The sequence below is a fragment of the Azospirillum sp. BE72 genome (assembly GCF_031455875.1).
In the GTDB taxonomy this organism is placed as follows: Bacteria; Pseudomonadota; Alphaproteobacteria; order Azospirillales; family Azospirillaceae; genus Azospirillum.
Map to the genome: position 1 here is coordinate 613,258 of NZ_JAVDTO010000002.1, position 14,043 is coordinate 627,300.

9 protein-coding genes are annotated in these 14,043 nt (G+C 69.5%); 6 read left to right on the forward strand and 3 right to left on the reverse strand.

The features are described 5' to 3' along the window. The first annotated feature begins 122 nt into the window (after nt 1-122). The 6 genes from tssJ to J2Y49_RS08990 all read left to right on the forward strand — a co-directional run bounded on the left by tssJ (nt 123) and on the right by J2Y49_RS08990 (nt 9,061). Nucleotides 123-842 carry a type VI secretion system lipoprotein TssJ gene (gene tssJ, locus J2Y49_RS08965; protein WP_310114190.1) on the forward strand — a complete coding sequence of 240 codons (720 nt, stop codon included), beginning with the start codon at nt 123-125 and terminating at the stop codon, nt 840-842. Next, nucleotides 839-2,365: a type IVB secretion system protein IcmH/DotU gene (gene icmH / locus J2Y49_RS08970; protein ID WP_310114192.1), complete on the forward strand. Its 1,527-nt coding sequence runs from the start codon at nt 839-841 to the stop codon at nt 2,363-2,365. Before tssJ ends, icmH begins: the two co-directional genes overlap by 4 nt. Nucleotides 2,366-2,382: 17 nt before the next feature. Beyond that, the gene (gene tssM, locus J2Y49_RS08975) at nt 2,383-6,024 is read left to right on the forward strand and encodes a type VI secretion system membrane subunit TssM (protein ID WP_310114194.1); all 3,642 of its coding nucleotides are present in this window, start codon (nt 2,383-2,385) and stop codon (nt 6,022-6,024) included. Further along, on the forward strand, nt 6,006-8,015 hold the full coding sequence (locus J2Y49_RS08980) for a protein kinase domain-containing protein (protein ID WP_310114197.1): 2,010 nt from the start codon (nt 6,006-6,008) through the stop codon (nt 8,013-8,015). Before tssM ends, J2Y49_RS08980 begins: the two co-directional genes overlap by 19 nt. Nucleotides 8,016-8,074: 59 nt before the next feature. Then, nucleotides 8,075-8,518, forward strand: coding sequence for an ATP-binding protein (locus tag J2Y49_RS08985; RefSeq protein ID WP_310114199.1), 444 nt, complete (start codon nt 8,075-8,077; stop codon nt 8,516-8,518). A 357-nt stretch (nt 8,519-8,875) separates the two neighbouring features. Beyond that, nucleotides 8,876-9,061, forward strand: coding sequence for a hypothetical protein (locus tag J2Y49_RS08990; RefSeq protein WP_143273396.1), 186 nt, complete (start codon nt 8,876-8,878; stop codon nt 9,059-9,061). A 24-nt stretch (nt 9,062-9,085) separates the two neighbouring features. Here the strand turns inward: J2Y49_RS08990 and J2Y49_RS08995 are convergent, their stop codons facing one another. The 3 genes from J2Y49_RS08995 to J2Y49_RS09005 form a co-directional block, all read right to left on the reverse strand. Next, nucleotides 9,086-9,268 (reverse strand): hypothetical protein, encoded by a 183-nt coding sequence (locus J2Y49_RS08995; protein ID WP_310114205.1) that lies wholly within the window; start codon nt 9,266-9,268, stop codon nt 9,086-9,088. A 70-nt stretch (nt 9,269-9,338) separates the two neighbouring features. Continuing rightward, on the reverse strand, nt 9,339-11,246 hold the full coding sequence (locus J2Y49_RS09000; protein ID WP_310114207.1) for a response regulator: 1,908 nt from the start codon (nt 11,244-11,246) through the stop codon (nt 9,339-9,341). Between the two features lie 8 nt (nt 11,247-11,254). Then, on the reverse strand, nt 11,255-13,846 hold the full coding sequence (locus J2Y49_RS09005; RefSeq protein ID WP_310114208.1) for a response regulator: 2,592 nt from the start codon (nt 13,844-13,846) through the stop codon (nt 11,255-11,257). Between the last annotated feature and the right edge of the window lie 197 nt (nt 13,847-14,043).

The following is a 14,043-nucleotide window of genomic DNA, read 5'->3' on the forward strand; positions in this document are numbered from 1 at the left end:
GCGCGCGGCGTTCAACCTCCCCAGCCGGCGGTCGAGGAATTGTCACGCAGGCGCCTTTGGTTAAGGATGACCATCCATTCGTGCCCTGCTATACCCGTTCGTATAAGGGGAAAGGTGTGGTGATGCTGAGGATTGCCGGCTGGATGCGGATCCGGAAGACGATTTGGTCCGCTGCCGTCCTGGCCGCAATGCCGGCGCTTGCCGCCTGCTCCTCTGCCCCACCGCCTCCCCCGCCGCCGACCACGATCCAATTGACGGTCGTGGGGGCCAAGGCGCTGAACCCCGATCCCAACGGCCGGCCGTCGCCGGTGATGCTGCGGCTCTATCAGCTCGGCCCCAGCGACGCCTTCGCCAATGCCGATTTCTTCCAGGTCATCGACCAGGACAAGGCGACTCTCGGCCCCACCCTGCTCGACCGGCAGGAACTGGCTGTGCCGCCCGACAGCCGGCAGACCGTGACCGTCCAGCCCAAGCCGGACGTGAAGACCCTGGCCGTCGCCGCCGCCTTCCGCGCCTACGAGGAAGCGGGCTGGCGCGCCATGCAGCCGATCCAGCCGAACAAGACCAACAGCTTCGTCCTGACCGCCACCGCCAGCACCATCACGCTCGTCCCCGGCGACGGCGCGAACGCCGGCACCGACACCCCGGCGGACGCCAAGACGGAGGGTGCGAAGACCGGGGAGGCCAAGCCGGAAGCCGGAAAGCCCGATGCGGAAAAGCCGAACGCCGAAAAGCCGAATGCTGAGAAGCCGGCCACAGAGAAGCCGGACGCCGCGCCGAATCCCGCTGCCGACCAGCCACCCGCGGCAACGCACAACCTGATCCTGAAGGGGGCGTCATGACCGTCCGGCCGCCGCCCGACAAGAACCCGTTCGAGGAGCCGGACGACATCGACGCCACGGTGATGCAGCCGATGGCGTTCCAGCGCCCGGCCGCGCCCCCTGCCGCTCCCAATGCCGCCCCTGCTTCTCCGCCGCCCTTCTCCGGCGGGTCGGCCGGGCTGGTGCCGCCGGCCTTCGGCCAGAGCGCGCAGCCCTTCTCCGCCCCCTCCGCCTTCTCGCCCGCCGCCTTCAACACGCCGAAGCCGGCAGCCCCGCAAACGTCGGCACCCGCGCCCGCGATGTCGGCGCCGCTCTCGCCCGGCTTCCGTCCGCTCGACGACGCGGCGCTGACGGCGCTGACGGCGGTCAGCGACAATCCGCTGGTCACCGCGGCGGCTCCCATCCTGGCGATGGTGGTGCGGGTGCGCGAGCTGACGCAGCACCGCGACGTGGAATCCCTGCGCGAGCGGGTCATCGCCGAAATGCAGCGCTTCGAGGCGGCCACCGTCCGGGCCGGCCTGTCCGCCACCCAGATCCGCAATGCCGGCTACGCGCTGTGCGCGACGGTGGACGACGTGGTGCTGGCGACCTCCTGGGGCAACCAGAGCCTGTGGGCGCACAAAAGCCTCGTCTCCACCATCCAGAAGGAGACCTGGGGCGGCGAGCGCTTCTTCGACCTGCTCGACCAGATGGCGGAGGTGCCGGATCGCCACCTGATGGAATTGGAGCTGTTCTATCTCTGCCTGTCGCTGGGTTTCGAGGGCAAGTTCAGGGTTTCGCAGCGCGGCTACAGCGAACTGGCGAAGCTGCGCGACCGGCTCTACCGCGTCATCCGCAAGCAGCGCGGCGAGGCGGAGCGCGACCTGTCGCCCCACTGGCGCGGACAGGCCGACGGCTTCCGCCCGCTGGCGGCGGCGGTGCCGCTGTGGCTGCCGGCCGTACTGATCGCGGCGCTGCTGGCTGCGCTCTACGCCTGGTTCGTGTTCGCGCTGTCCGACCAGTCCGACGCCGCCTATCGCCGGCTGGCCGCGGTGATCCCCGATCAGCCGGTGCAGATCGCCCGCATCGCGCCGCCGGTCACCCTCCCCACCCCGCCACCCCGGCAAACCGTGGCCGACCGCGTCGCCCTGGCGCTTGCCGCCGACATCAAGGCCGGTCTGGTCGAGGTCAGCGGCGGCACCGACGGACGCGTGCTGGTACGCACCCGCCTGAACGTCTTCGCGTCGGGCAGCGACCGGATCGAGCCGCGCTATGTCGAGGTGTTCAGGCATGTCGCCGAGGCGCTGCGCAAGGAGCCGGGCCGCATCGCCGTGATCGGCAACACCGACAACGTCGCCATCCGCTCGTTGCGCTATCCCTCCAATCAGGAATTGTCGGAGGCACGGGCCTCCCGGGTGCAACAGCTGATGACCGAGATCCTGGCAGGCGACGCCGCCAACCGTTTGAGCGCCGAAGGGCGCGGCGACACCGATCCGATCGCCCCCAACACGACGGCGGAGGGCCGGCAGGCCAACCGGCGCGTCGACATCGTGCTGGCGCCCTGACCGATGCGGAACCACCGATGCTGAAATCCATCCTGTCCGCCCTGACCTCCCGCTGGTTCCTGACGCTGGTCGCGGCCCTTTGCCTGGGCGCCATCGTCTGGTTCCTGGGGCCGCTCGTCGCCGTGTCGGGCGCCTTCCCGCTGGAGGACGCCACCATCCGGCTGGCCGTGGTCTTCGTCATCCTGCTGGTCTGGGCGCTGGCGATGCAATGGTCGCTCTATCGCCATCGCAGCGCGAACGACCGCATGGTGCAGGCGCTTGCCAAGGCGACGCCGGCCGCAAAGGGCGACCCGGATTCGGAAGCCGTCGGCCAAGAGACCGACCTGCTGCGCGGCCGGCTGCGCGAGGCGCTGGACCAGCTGCGCAAGGCGCGCTTTGGCGGCACCTGGGGGCAGCGCTATCTCTACCAGCTGCCCTGGTATCTGCTGATCGGCGCACCGGGCGCCGGCAAGACGACGGCGCTGGCCAATTCCGGCCTGCGCTTCCCGCTCGCCGCCGAGATGGGCCGGTCGGCGCTGCGTGACGTCGGCGGCACCCGCAACTGCGATTGGTGGTTTACCGACGAAGCGGTGCTGATCGACACGGCAGGGCGCTACATCACCCAGGACAGCCAGCCGGCCATCGACGGCAAGGTCTGGAAGAACTTCATCGCCCTGCTGAAGCGCCACCGCCCGCGCCAGCCCGTCAACGGGATCCTGCTGGCCGTCAGCCTCGCCGACCTCGCTGTGTGGAGCGAGCCGGAGCGCAAGGGACATGCCGAACAGCTGAAGCTGCGGCTGAAGGAACTGCGCGGACAGGTCGGGTCGCGCGTGCCGGTCTATGTGCTGCTGACCAAGGCCGACCTGATTGCCGGCTTCGCTGAGTTCTTCGACGATCTCAGCCGGGAGGAGCGCGAGCAGGTCTGGGGCGTCACCTTCCCGCTGGATGACGGCAAGAGCGGCGACGACGCGCCGGTCTACCGCTTCGGCGCGGAGTTCGACGCGCTGACCGGGCGCATCGCCCGCCGGGTGCTCGACCGCGTGCATGGCGAATCCGACATCCAGCGCCGCTCGCTCGACACCCTGTTCCCGGCTCAGATCGCCGCGCTCAAGCCGGCCATCGCCGACCTGCTGATGGTCATCTTCGAGCCCAACCGCTACGAGGAACGGGCGCTGCTGCGCGGCGTCTACCTGACCAGCGGCACCCAGGACGGTGCGCCGGTCGACCGTTTGTCGGAAATGGTGGCGGGGTCCTTCGGGCTCGACCGTCCGGTCCTGCCGGCGGCCAGCGGCGGGCGCAGCTTCTTCCTGACCCGCACCCTGCGCGAGGTGGTCTTCGCCGAGGCCGGGATGGTCGGCACCAATTCCGGGCTGGAGCGGCGGCGGCGCCTGCTGCGCGGCGGGGCGATGGTGGCGATGCTGCTGGCCGGGCTGGGGATCGCCGCCTTCTGGGCCAACAGCTTCACCGGCAACGCCGCGCTGGTCGCCGGGGTCGATGCAGCCGCCGCCAAGGCGCAGGCCGAGCTGGCACCGCTCGCCACCGCGCCGCGGTCGCTGGCCAAGGTCGACGACACCGATTTCATCACCATCGTGCCGCCGTTGAACACGCTGCGCGCCATTCCGGCCGGCTGGACCGATCCGGCGCCGCTGGAGATGACCGGCGGCCTCTATCAGGGCGGCCGGCTGGGACGGCAGAGCGAGACCGTCTATGACCGCGCTTTGCGCACCGTCCTGCTGCCGCGCGTCTTCCTGCGGGTGGAGGAGCAGCTGCGCCGCGAGCGCGGCCGGCCGGAATACCTGTTCCAGGCGCTCAAGGTCTATCTGATGCTGTCCGGCAAGGGACCGCTCGACAAGGGGCTGGTGTCGGATTGGATGGCGCTCGACTGGATGGCCTCGCTGCCCGGCCCGGCCTATGACGGCGTGCGGCGCGACCTGCGCATCCACCTCGACGCCATGCTGGCCGCGCCTCTCTCATCCATGGAGCCGGACGAGGCTCTGGTGGAGGAAGCGCGGCAGAGCCTGACGCGCTATCCGCTGGCCGAACGCGGTTTCGCCATCCTGCGCGACCGGCCGGAGATCCAGGCGCTGGCCGACTGGCGGCTGGTCGATCATGCCGGTCCGCTGGCGGGCCGCGTGCTGATCCGCCCATCGGGCAAGCCTTTGTCGGAAGGGGTGCCCGGCCTCTACAGCTATGACGGCTTCCACAAGGCGGTGCTGCCGGCGCTGCCGAAGGTCGCCAAGGCCCTGGTGGACGAGAACTGGGTGCTGGGCCAGCCAAGCAGCGGTCCGCAGGCGGTCGCCAGCGCGCAACGGCTGGAGAAGGGCATCCTCGCCGTCTATCTCGACCGTTACGCCCGCCAGTGGGACGAGTTGCTGGGCGACGTGGTGGTCGTGCCGCTGCGCAGCCTGAACCAGGCCGCCGACGTGCTGAACACCCTGTCCGGTCCGCAATCGCCGCTGAAGCTGTGGCTGACCGCCATGGTGCGCGAGACGACGCTGGCGCCCGGCCCCAATGACAAGCCTGCCGACGGCAAGGGTCCGGTTGCCGGCGGTCCGCTGGCCGGGATCGCCCAGCAGGCGCAGGCGGGTGAGAAGGCGGTGGAGTCCACCGGCACCAACGCCGCCTATCTGGCGCGGCTGGCCGGCGTCTCGCTGCAGCCGGACGGCCCACCGCCGGGCCAGCCGATCAACGACCATTTCAAGGCTTTGCGCGACCTCGTCCAGGGCGAAGGGGGGGCTCCGCCCAAGCTGGACGAATCGCTGAAGCTGCTGGGCGAGCTGTATCAGCAGATCGCCCGCGCGGCGAACGCGCCCGACCAGAACGGCGCGTTGCTGGCCGGGCTGGCCGGCGGTGCCGACAAGGGGGCGGTGGCGGCGCAGCTGCGCAACCTCGCCCGCGACCTGCCCGACCCGGTCGGCGGCACGGTCGCCACTGTGGCGCAGAGTGCGGCCACCGTCAGCGCCGGGGGCGCCCGGACGCAGATCAACAAGGCGTGGCAATCCACCGTCTTGCCCTTTTGCCGGGCAGCGCTGGACAACCGCTTCCCGATGGTGCCGAACAGTCAGGTCGATGTGACGGCTGCCGATTTCGCCAAGCTGTTCGCGCCGGGCGGCATGATCGACCAGTTCTTCAACACCAACCTGCGCCCCTTCGTCGACATGACGGTCAGCCCCTGGGCCTGGCAGAAGGTCGATCAGGTCGATCTCGGCATTCCGCCCGCGGTGCTAGACCAGTTCGAGCGGGCGGCGCGCATCCGCGACAGCCTGTTCCCGGCCGGCGCCGCTACCGCCAAGGTGGTGTTCGAGATCACGCCGGTGGAGCTGGACGCCAAAGCGACCCAGGTGGCACTCGACATCGACGGCCAGACGCTGATCTACCAGCACGGCCCGCCCCGCCCGCAGGTGATGAAGTGGCCGGGCGCTGAAGGCACCAGCAGCGTGCGTCTCGGCTTCGGCCCGCCGCTGCCGGGCGAGCCGGCCGGCATCTCGCGCCAGGGTCCCTGGGCCCTGTTCCATTTCCTCGCCGACGGCAAGCTGGAGTCCACGCCGCAGCCCGACCGCTTCACCTTCGCGGTGACGGTGGGCACCCGCAAGGCGGTCTTCGCCCTGCGGGCCGACAGCGTGAACAACCCCTTCGGCAAGAACCTGCTGGAGAGTTTCCGATGCCCGATGGCACTGTAGGCGGCGTGCTTCCCGGTCCCATCGGCCCCTACCGGGTCGAAGGGGTGCTGGGTCAGGGCGCCATGAGCGTGGTCTACCGCGCGACCGATGGGCGGACCGGGCAGCCGGTGGCGCTGAAGCTGCTGCGCGGCGAATTGCTGGCGGCGGCGGAGCGCAACGCCGTGCTCGCCCGCTTCGGGCGCGAGGCGGAGATCGGGCTGAAACTGGACCACCGCAACATCGTGCGGGTGCACGACTACGGCATGCTGGACGCCGCCCATGGCGGGGCGCCCTACCTTGCCATGGAACTGATCCAGGGCAAGGAGTTGAAGCACTACCTGGAGGCCGACACGCCGCTGTCGGTCCAGCAGGGCGGCGAGTTGATGGCGGCGGTGCTGGACGCGCTGGCCTTCGCGCACGCCCGCAACGTCATCCACCGCGACATCAAGCCGGCCAACATCGTGGTCGAGGACAACCTGACGCCGAAGCTGGCCGATTTCGGCATCGCGCAGATCTCCTCCTCCGACCTGACCCAGGCCGGCGACCTGCTGGGCACCCCCGCCTACATGGCGCCGGAGGTGCTGCGCGGGGAGAAGGCCGACGCGCGTAGCGACCTGTTCTCCGCCGGGGTGGTGCTCTACTACCTGCTGGCCCAGCGGCGGCCCTTCTCCGGCTCCGTCGCCACGGTGATGCAGCAGATCCTGTTCGTCGAGCCGCCGCCGCCCTCCCACGGCAATCCGGAGCTGCCGCCGCCCTTCGACACGGTGATCCTAAAGGCGCTGGCGAAGGCGCCGGCCGACCGCTATGCCAGCGCCGCTGAGTTCGCCGAGTCGCTGCGCCACGCGCTGGCCGTTGCCGGCACCATGCGGGGAGCCATGCCCTCCGCCGAACTGACCCTGTTCAATGCGGAGCTTCCGGTCGCTGCGGCACCAGCGCGCGACCGCGACGCCCTGGCCACGGCGCTGGAGACGGCATTGCGCGCCATCCCCGGCCAGCCGGTCGACGCCCGCAAGCTGACCGAGCTGCTCGACATCCTGGCGGAGTGGCAGGCGGGGTCCGGCGGCGATGCGCAGCGTTGGCAGTCGGCGCTGCTCGGCGCCGGGATCGAGCCGCTGGCCGAGCTGATCGTCGCGGCCACCCCCGCCCCGCGCGCCGCCCCGGCGAGCCAACGGCGTGACTGGATGCCGCTGGTCCGGCTGTTCGCTGCGATGAACCGTGCGCTCGCCGGGACGCCGGCCGCCGACCGGGCGAAGATGTCGGCGGCGCGCATCGCCTTCGATCTGTCCGGCCGCTTCTTCCTCTATTCCGGCGAACTGAACCGGGTGCTGATGGACGGCGACAATCCGGACATCCAGATGCTGTCGCTCGACTTCCTGCGGTTGGAAATCCTGCAGCACGCCCTGGAGGAATTCGGGGCGGAGGCCGAACTGGCGCAGAGCCGTAGCGCCATGCTGATGTTCGCCGTGCAGGTCATCCGCAAGGTGACGCAGATCCTGCGCGCCTGCACCGACGGCAATGACGGGCTGGCCCGCTTCGGCGTCGCCATCATCCTCGCCAACATCGAGGAGCTGATCGTGATGGCCCAGCGCCTGTTCGAAACCGGCGGCCAGGCCACCGGCGGACTGCCCCAGGATGCGGTGGCGGAGTTCATCGCCGCCGCCGGCCGCTTCGCCACCCTATCGGTGGAGGAGCTGCGCGGCGAGGTCGCGACCGGAGCCGGGACGCCAGAGAGCTTCAGCGCCCGCCTGCGCGGCGTCGGCCAGCTCTACCTGTTCGCCACCCGCCTGACCGCTCCGGACTGCGCGCCGCTGATGCACAGCCTGTCGACCATGCTCTACGGCCTCGTCGCCGGGCTGACCGCCGACCTCGGCAACGCGCCGGTCGGCGACACCGGCGCCCGCACACGGCTGGTGGCCCTGGCCGAAATGGCGAGCGGACTGGGCTGGAGCGAGGTAGAGCGGATCGCCGTGAGCGCGTTGCGCCGCTGGGCCGTCGTCGGTGCGGCGGCCTGACACGCGCGCTGTAATGCTGGAAAAATGTAACCGGGCCAACGGATATGGGGGATCGGCGCATGGATGAGCGGATTGACGGTGCCGTGACGAACCGCCTGGACATGCTCCTGCGCAACGACCTGTCCGAGTTGGGACGGCTGGCCGAAGCGGTGGACGAGTTCATCGAACGCAACCAGCTGCCGCCCGATCTCGCCTTCAAGTTCAATCTCTGCTTCGACGAGCTGATCACCAACACCGTTTCCTACGGCTATGACGATGCCGGTCCGCACGAGATCCGGGTGCGGATGGAAGCGGACGCCGCGGAACTGCGGGCGGAGGTGGAGGACGACGCCGCCGCCTTCGATCCCTTCGCCGACGCCCCGCCGCCCGACCTGACCAGCGAGGTGGATGACCGCCGCGTCGGCGGACTTGGCGTGTTCCTGGTCAAGAAGACGATGGACCGCGCCAGCTACCGGCGCGAGGGCGACCGCAATCTGGTCCTGCTCGCCAAGAACTTCGGCTGACCGCAACCTTTGGCAGCGGATGGCGCTCCGGCAATCCCTTGAAAAATTAGGGGATATGACCTCTGGACTATCGGGAGCACAGCGTCTCCTCTCCGCCACGCCGGATAAGTCCCCAACAGTAGCAAGGTCAAATCGATTAGCTCGCGAACTTTATGCACCTCTTGCCGGTCGTCTGCCGCTTGTCTTCCATGACAATCCGGCAAAGCAGAGCATTCCGCTTTGCAACAAACCGACACATGACAAGCTTCGCCGTTTACAGCATTATTAACGCTGACCATCGGTCCTCGGGCGGGCGATCATTGTCCGACAGGGACCGGGACATGGAAGGCGAACGCTAACGTGTGGAGTCGACGCATCATGACCGGGACGCAGTGCCAAGAGGCACGCCTGCGCCTTGGCTGGTCGACACGGATGCTGGCGAACAAGGCCGGTGTGCCGTGGTACGCCGTGATGAATCTCGATTACGGAACGGGCGAGGTCGACCCGGCCATCGTCGATGCCCTCGCCCGCGCCTTCAAACAGGCGGGTCTGGAACTGCGCTGAGCATTCCGCAGGCGCCTGAACTTTTCACTTCTTCTTCCCGGCCTTGCCCTTTTCCGCCGGGCGGTCGATGTGCTTCGCCGATTCGGTGTCGATGGTGATCGGCTTGCCGGTGTCGGAGACCGCCTTTGCCGCTTCGAGCGGGTCGGCGATGTCGCGGTCCGGCTCGTTGGACAGGGCGTGGCCTTCGTTCGCTGTCTTATCTGCCATGGGACGGCTCCTTTCATAGGGTCTCCGCACAACAACAGCCCGGCCGCCCTCTCGTCCCCGAATCGGCCCCCTATTCCCCGATCCCCTTCTGAGCCAGGACCAGGAAAACCTTCTCCTCCAATTGGTCGGGCGTGAAGGGCTTGGCGATATAGCCGCTGACCTGATGGGCCAGCGCCTTCTTCACCGCTTCCAGCGTGGCGAGAGCGGTGACCATCAGGAAAGGCAGGTCGCTGCGCGTCTCGCGCACATGCTTCAGCAGGTCCAGCCCGCTCAGCCGCGGCATCATCCAGTCGCAGACGATCAGGTCGTAGGCGGCCCCATCCGCCTGAAAGCGCTGCAGCGCATCCTGACCGTCGACCGCGGTGTCGACCTGCCCGATGCCCAGTTCACGAAGGACCGAGGTGACGAAGGCACGCGGTCCGTCTTCGTCATCGACCACCAGCACCCGCTGCGCGGCGAGGTCGATGAAGGGCACGCCGACCATCGCCAGGGACTGGCGCAGCCAGCCGGCCCGCGCCGCCCGTTCCTTCGAGCCCGGCGCGTTCAGCAGCACATGGCGGACGAAGCGCGGCCGGTGGCAGTGGCGGTAGAGGACGCGGGCAACCGCCAGCCGGCTCTTGCCGCTGCAGAAGGCCCCCTCCCCCGCCAGACGGACGATGTCCAGCACGGCGTCCGCCGGCGGGTCGTCCTTCGCCTGGATCAGCGGCGCCAGCACGCGCTGGGTGCGCAGGAAGGCGTTCTGGATGTCGTCCATCTGACCGGCGAGATACTCGCGCTCCTCCTCCGGAAAGGCGCTGGACTGCACCATGCGCTGGACTTCCGCCAGTCCCTTCAGCTTCTCGTTGCGGTCCTTCCAGCAATCCAGCAGCCGACCGGCGAAGTCGCGGCTGTCGAAGAAGCTCTTCAGGTAATCGGTGACCGCCTTCGCCGCGGTGGGCGACAGTGGCATCTTCTGCAGAACGAACAGGATGCGCAGCTTCTGCATGAAGTTGCGGCCGCGCGTGATCTCAGGAACCGTGTCCTCGTTGACCAGCAGGGCGGTGCGCCGCTGCAGCGCCGCTTCGGTCCGGGCGCCGCCGGCATAGTTGCCCTCGCGGTCGCGCAGGCGGGCGGACAGGTCGCTCAGCGCCAGGATCTCGCGCTGCACCGCCTCGATGCCGAACATGTCGCCGGCGCTGGCGATGGTGAAACAGGCGGGCTTGGCCATCTCGCGGCGGAAGGCGGCGGTCAGCGCCTCGCGCAGGGCCGGCATCGGCACCCGCCGCATCAGCGTGTCCAGCCGGCGGAAGACCGGCGGAGCGTCGTCGGGCATCGACCGGTCGGCGGCGATCAGCGTCACGATCAGGTCGATCAGCGTGACGAAGGGCGCATCGCGCGCGCAGGACGCGGTGCCGGCATCGCTCAGCATGATCTCGCCCAACAGCCGCTCCAGCGGAACCAGCGCGTCGGGATGCTCGGTGGTCGCGGCCAGTTCCAGCAGGGATTCCGCCTTTTCGGCGAAGTTGCGGCCGGTGGCGATGTGCTGCGTGATGGCGGCGTCGAGCAGGAAGCGGCCGAGGAAGCCCCCGTTGGACAGAAGCTCCGCAGCCGTGCCGGGATAGGCGTCGGGCAGGAAATCGGGTGGTGGATTCTCCTTCAGCCTTTCCCGCGTCAACCGGGCGATCTCGTTGACCAGCGGGGTCAATGCGCCCTTCTGACCGCCGGGCCTCTCCATCGCCCGTTCCGCCTGGGTCAGGATGGCGACGAAGGTGGCGGTGTTGGACAGGGAGATCTGGTGGCGCGGGTGGTGCAGCAGCTCCGTCGCCGTCAGCGCATTCTCGTCGAGGAAGCGGCGGCAGAAGCGGCCGACGCTGTCCCGCCCGGCCGCCGCATAGAAATCCGCAGGCTCCCGGCAGACGTCGGGAGCGGACCCGTCGGCCTCGTCCGGCGCGGCGGGAGGGGCCGGGTCGGCGCGGTCGTCGTGGCGGGAGGCCTCCATCACGGTCCTCACAAGGCAAGAAGGTCGCGCAGAGCGTGGAGCAGCCGCTCCGGCGCCACCGGCTTCATCACGATCTGCCGCCCTTCCTGGGCCGTCAGCCCTGCCGCCGTCTCGCGCGAGGCGTAGCCGGTCAGGAACAGGATGGGCAGAAGCTGGTTGCGCGTCTCCAGGGCGCGGGCAAGCTCAAGCCCATTCATCCGCGGCATCGACACGTCGCTGACCACCGCGTCGAACAGGCCGCCGGCGTCGTCATAGCGCTCCAGCGCCTCCTGCCCGTCCGACGCCTCGACCACCGTGCAGCCGGCCTCCTCCAGCACGAGGCGGAGATAGCGGCGCACCGAGTCCTCGTCGTCCACCAGCAGGATGACGGCCCCCTCCCCCTCCGCCACATGCAGCGGGTCGAGTCCGGCGGGGGCGGCCGGTGGATCGACCGCCGGCAGGAACAGGGCGAAGATGGCGCCGCGTCCCTCTTCCCCTTCCAGTTCCACGGCGCCGCCGGCCTGCTGGGCCGTGCCATAGACCATCCACAGGCCGAGCCCGGTGCCCTTGCCCGGCTCCTTCGTGGTGAAGAAGGGCTCCCAGATGCGGTCGCGAATCGCCGCCGGAACGCCGCCGCCCTGGTCGGTCACGCGTATCGCGACATAGCGGCCGGGCTTCAGCCCGCGGTGGCGGGCGAAAAAGGCGTCGTCGGGCGTCTCCACCGTCAGGGCGATGGTCAGGGTGCCGCCGTGCGGCATGGCGTCCCGCCCGTTCAGCGCCAGATTCAGCAGCGCCTGGTTCAGCGTGACCGGGTTGACCAGCGCATAAGCCTCCTGCGGCGCGTCCTCGTCCCCGGCCTGGATCGCCACGTCGATGCCGGCGCTCAGCAGCGGCTTCAGGAAGACCCGCAGGTCGCGCACCAGCGGCGCGATCGCCACCACCTCCCGCTCGTCCGTCACCCGGCGGTGGGAGAAGTCGAGCAACTGGCCGGTCAACGCCGCCGCCCGTTCGGACGCCTTGGCGATTTCCTGCACGCAGGTCAGGACGCGGTCGGGATCGGCGGGATTGCGCTCCGCCAGCCGGGCGAATCCGCCGATGGCGGTCAGCATGTTGTTGAACTCGTGCGCGATGCCGCCGGCCATGCGGCCGACCGCCTCCATCTTCTGCGCACGCTGCAGCTCGCCCTCCACACGGCGGCGGTCGGTGATGTCGTTCAGCACCAGCAGGACCGCCGGTCCGCCGCCATGGATCGCCGGGCTGGCCCCAACCTCAAGCCGGCGGCGTTCGCCGTCCGGGCGCAGGGCATTGCATTCCAGCCGCGGCTGCTCCCCCTCCGCCGCGGTGGCGAAGGTCGCCTCCAGCGCGTCGCCATCCTCCAGGAAGCTTGCCAGGGACAGGCCTTCCAGCGCATCGGCGGTGAGGCCCAGGATCGCGGCGGCGGCGCCGTTGGCGAATCGGATGGCGCTGCGGTCCCAGATGACGATGCCGTAGGGCGCCAGTTCCACCAGTTGGCGGTAGCGCAGCTCGCTTTCCCTGAGCGCGGTCACGCTCTGCTTCAGCCGGGCAGTCTGGCCGGCCAGCTCCTCCTCCCGCGTCTTCAGCTCGGTGATGTCCATCAGGATCTTCACCACGCCGCCGGTGCCGGTCGCATGCTCGCTGATGCGGTACCAGCGCCCATCTGACAGCCGGCCGTCCACCGGGGCGGAGTGCTGGAGGTGGCGGGTCAGCCGCTGTTCCACCCAGGCTCCGATGTCGCCCTCGCCCTCATAGCCGCCGCGTTCCGCCGCCGCCCGCAGGATCTCGGCAAAGCTGCGGCCGGGGGTCAGCAGGTCGGCGATGGTGGGATAGGCGCGGCGGTACTGCTCGTTGCAGATCAGCAGCCGCCCGTCGGCGCTGAACAGCACGAAGCCCTCCGACACGCTGTCGATGGCGTCATGCACCACCGCCTGCATGAAGCGCGCTTCCACCAGCGCCAGGGTTTCGGCGGTGGCGTCGATGCCGCAGCCGCGATAGCCGTGGAAGCGCCCATCGGCGTCGCGCACCGGCACGGCGCTGAGCCGCAGCACGAGGTCGCGGCCGTCGACCCCTTCGAAACTCACCTCCAAGTCGCGAAAGGGCCGGCCCGCCTCGATGTCGGCGCGGTACTCGCCCCAGGTCGCCTCGTCATCGACCAGAGCCCCCAGGTCGAGCAGCGATTCGCCGAACACGCTGCCGGGGTCGCAGCGCAGCAGAATCCCCAGCCGGTCGGACAGGGTGAGATAGCGATGATCGGCCCCCGTCTCCCAGAACCAGCCGGGAGAGGCTGCGGTGAAATCGCGGGCACGGGCACGCATCCAAGCCAGTTCACTCTGTGCCTGCCGCAACGCCGCTTCCGACCGCGCCAGCGCCGCAGCGTTGTCGCCGGCCCGCCGGGCGCTCCACAGCGCCAGCCCGCCGGCAAGGGTCAAGGCGCCGGCCGCCGGCAATGCGGCTTGCCCGGTCGCCATCAGACCCGCCAGGGTGCCGAAGCCGGCCAGCCCGGCGAGAAGCCCGGGAAACGAAGCGGAAAGACGGGAGCGACCGGCAACCGGTTCGACGGCACCCGCAGTGCGGAGCGGATGGTCGGTGTCTGCAACGTCCACGGTGCCCCCGCCGGTCCGAAGGGTGATTGCCCGACGCTGTCGCGTCCAACCCTATCGTCTTAGAAGGTCAGGCGTTAACAGCTGGTTTCGAGGCTAAGCTTTCCTTCAGGATGCGACATCTCAATTCATTTCAGCCCATCTGCGGACTACCGCACCGCATCAGGAAGCCCGAAGAACTTTCGTTCACCAGACCCTGC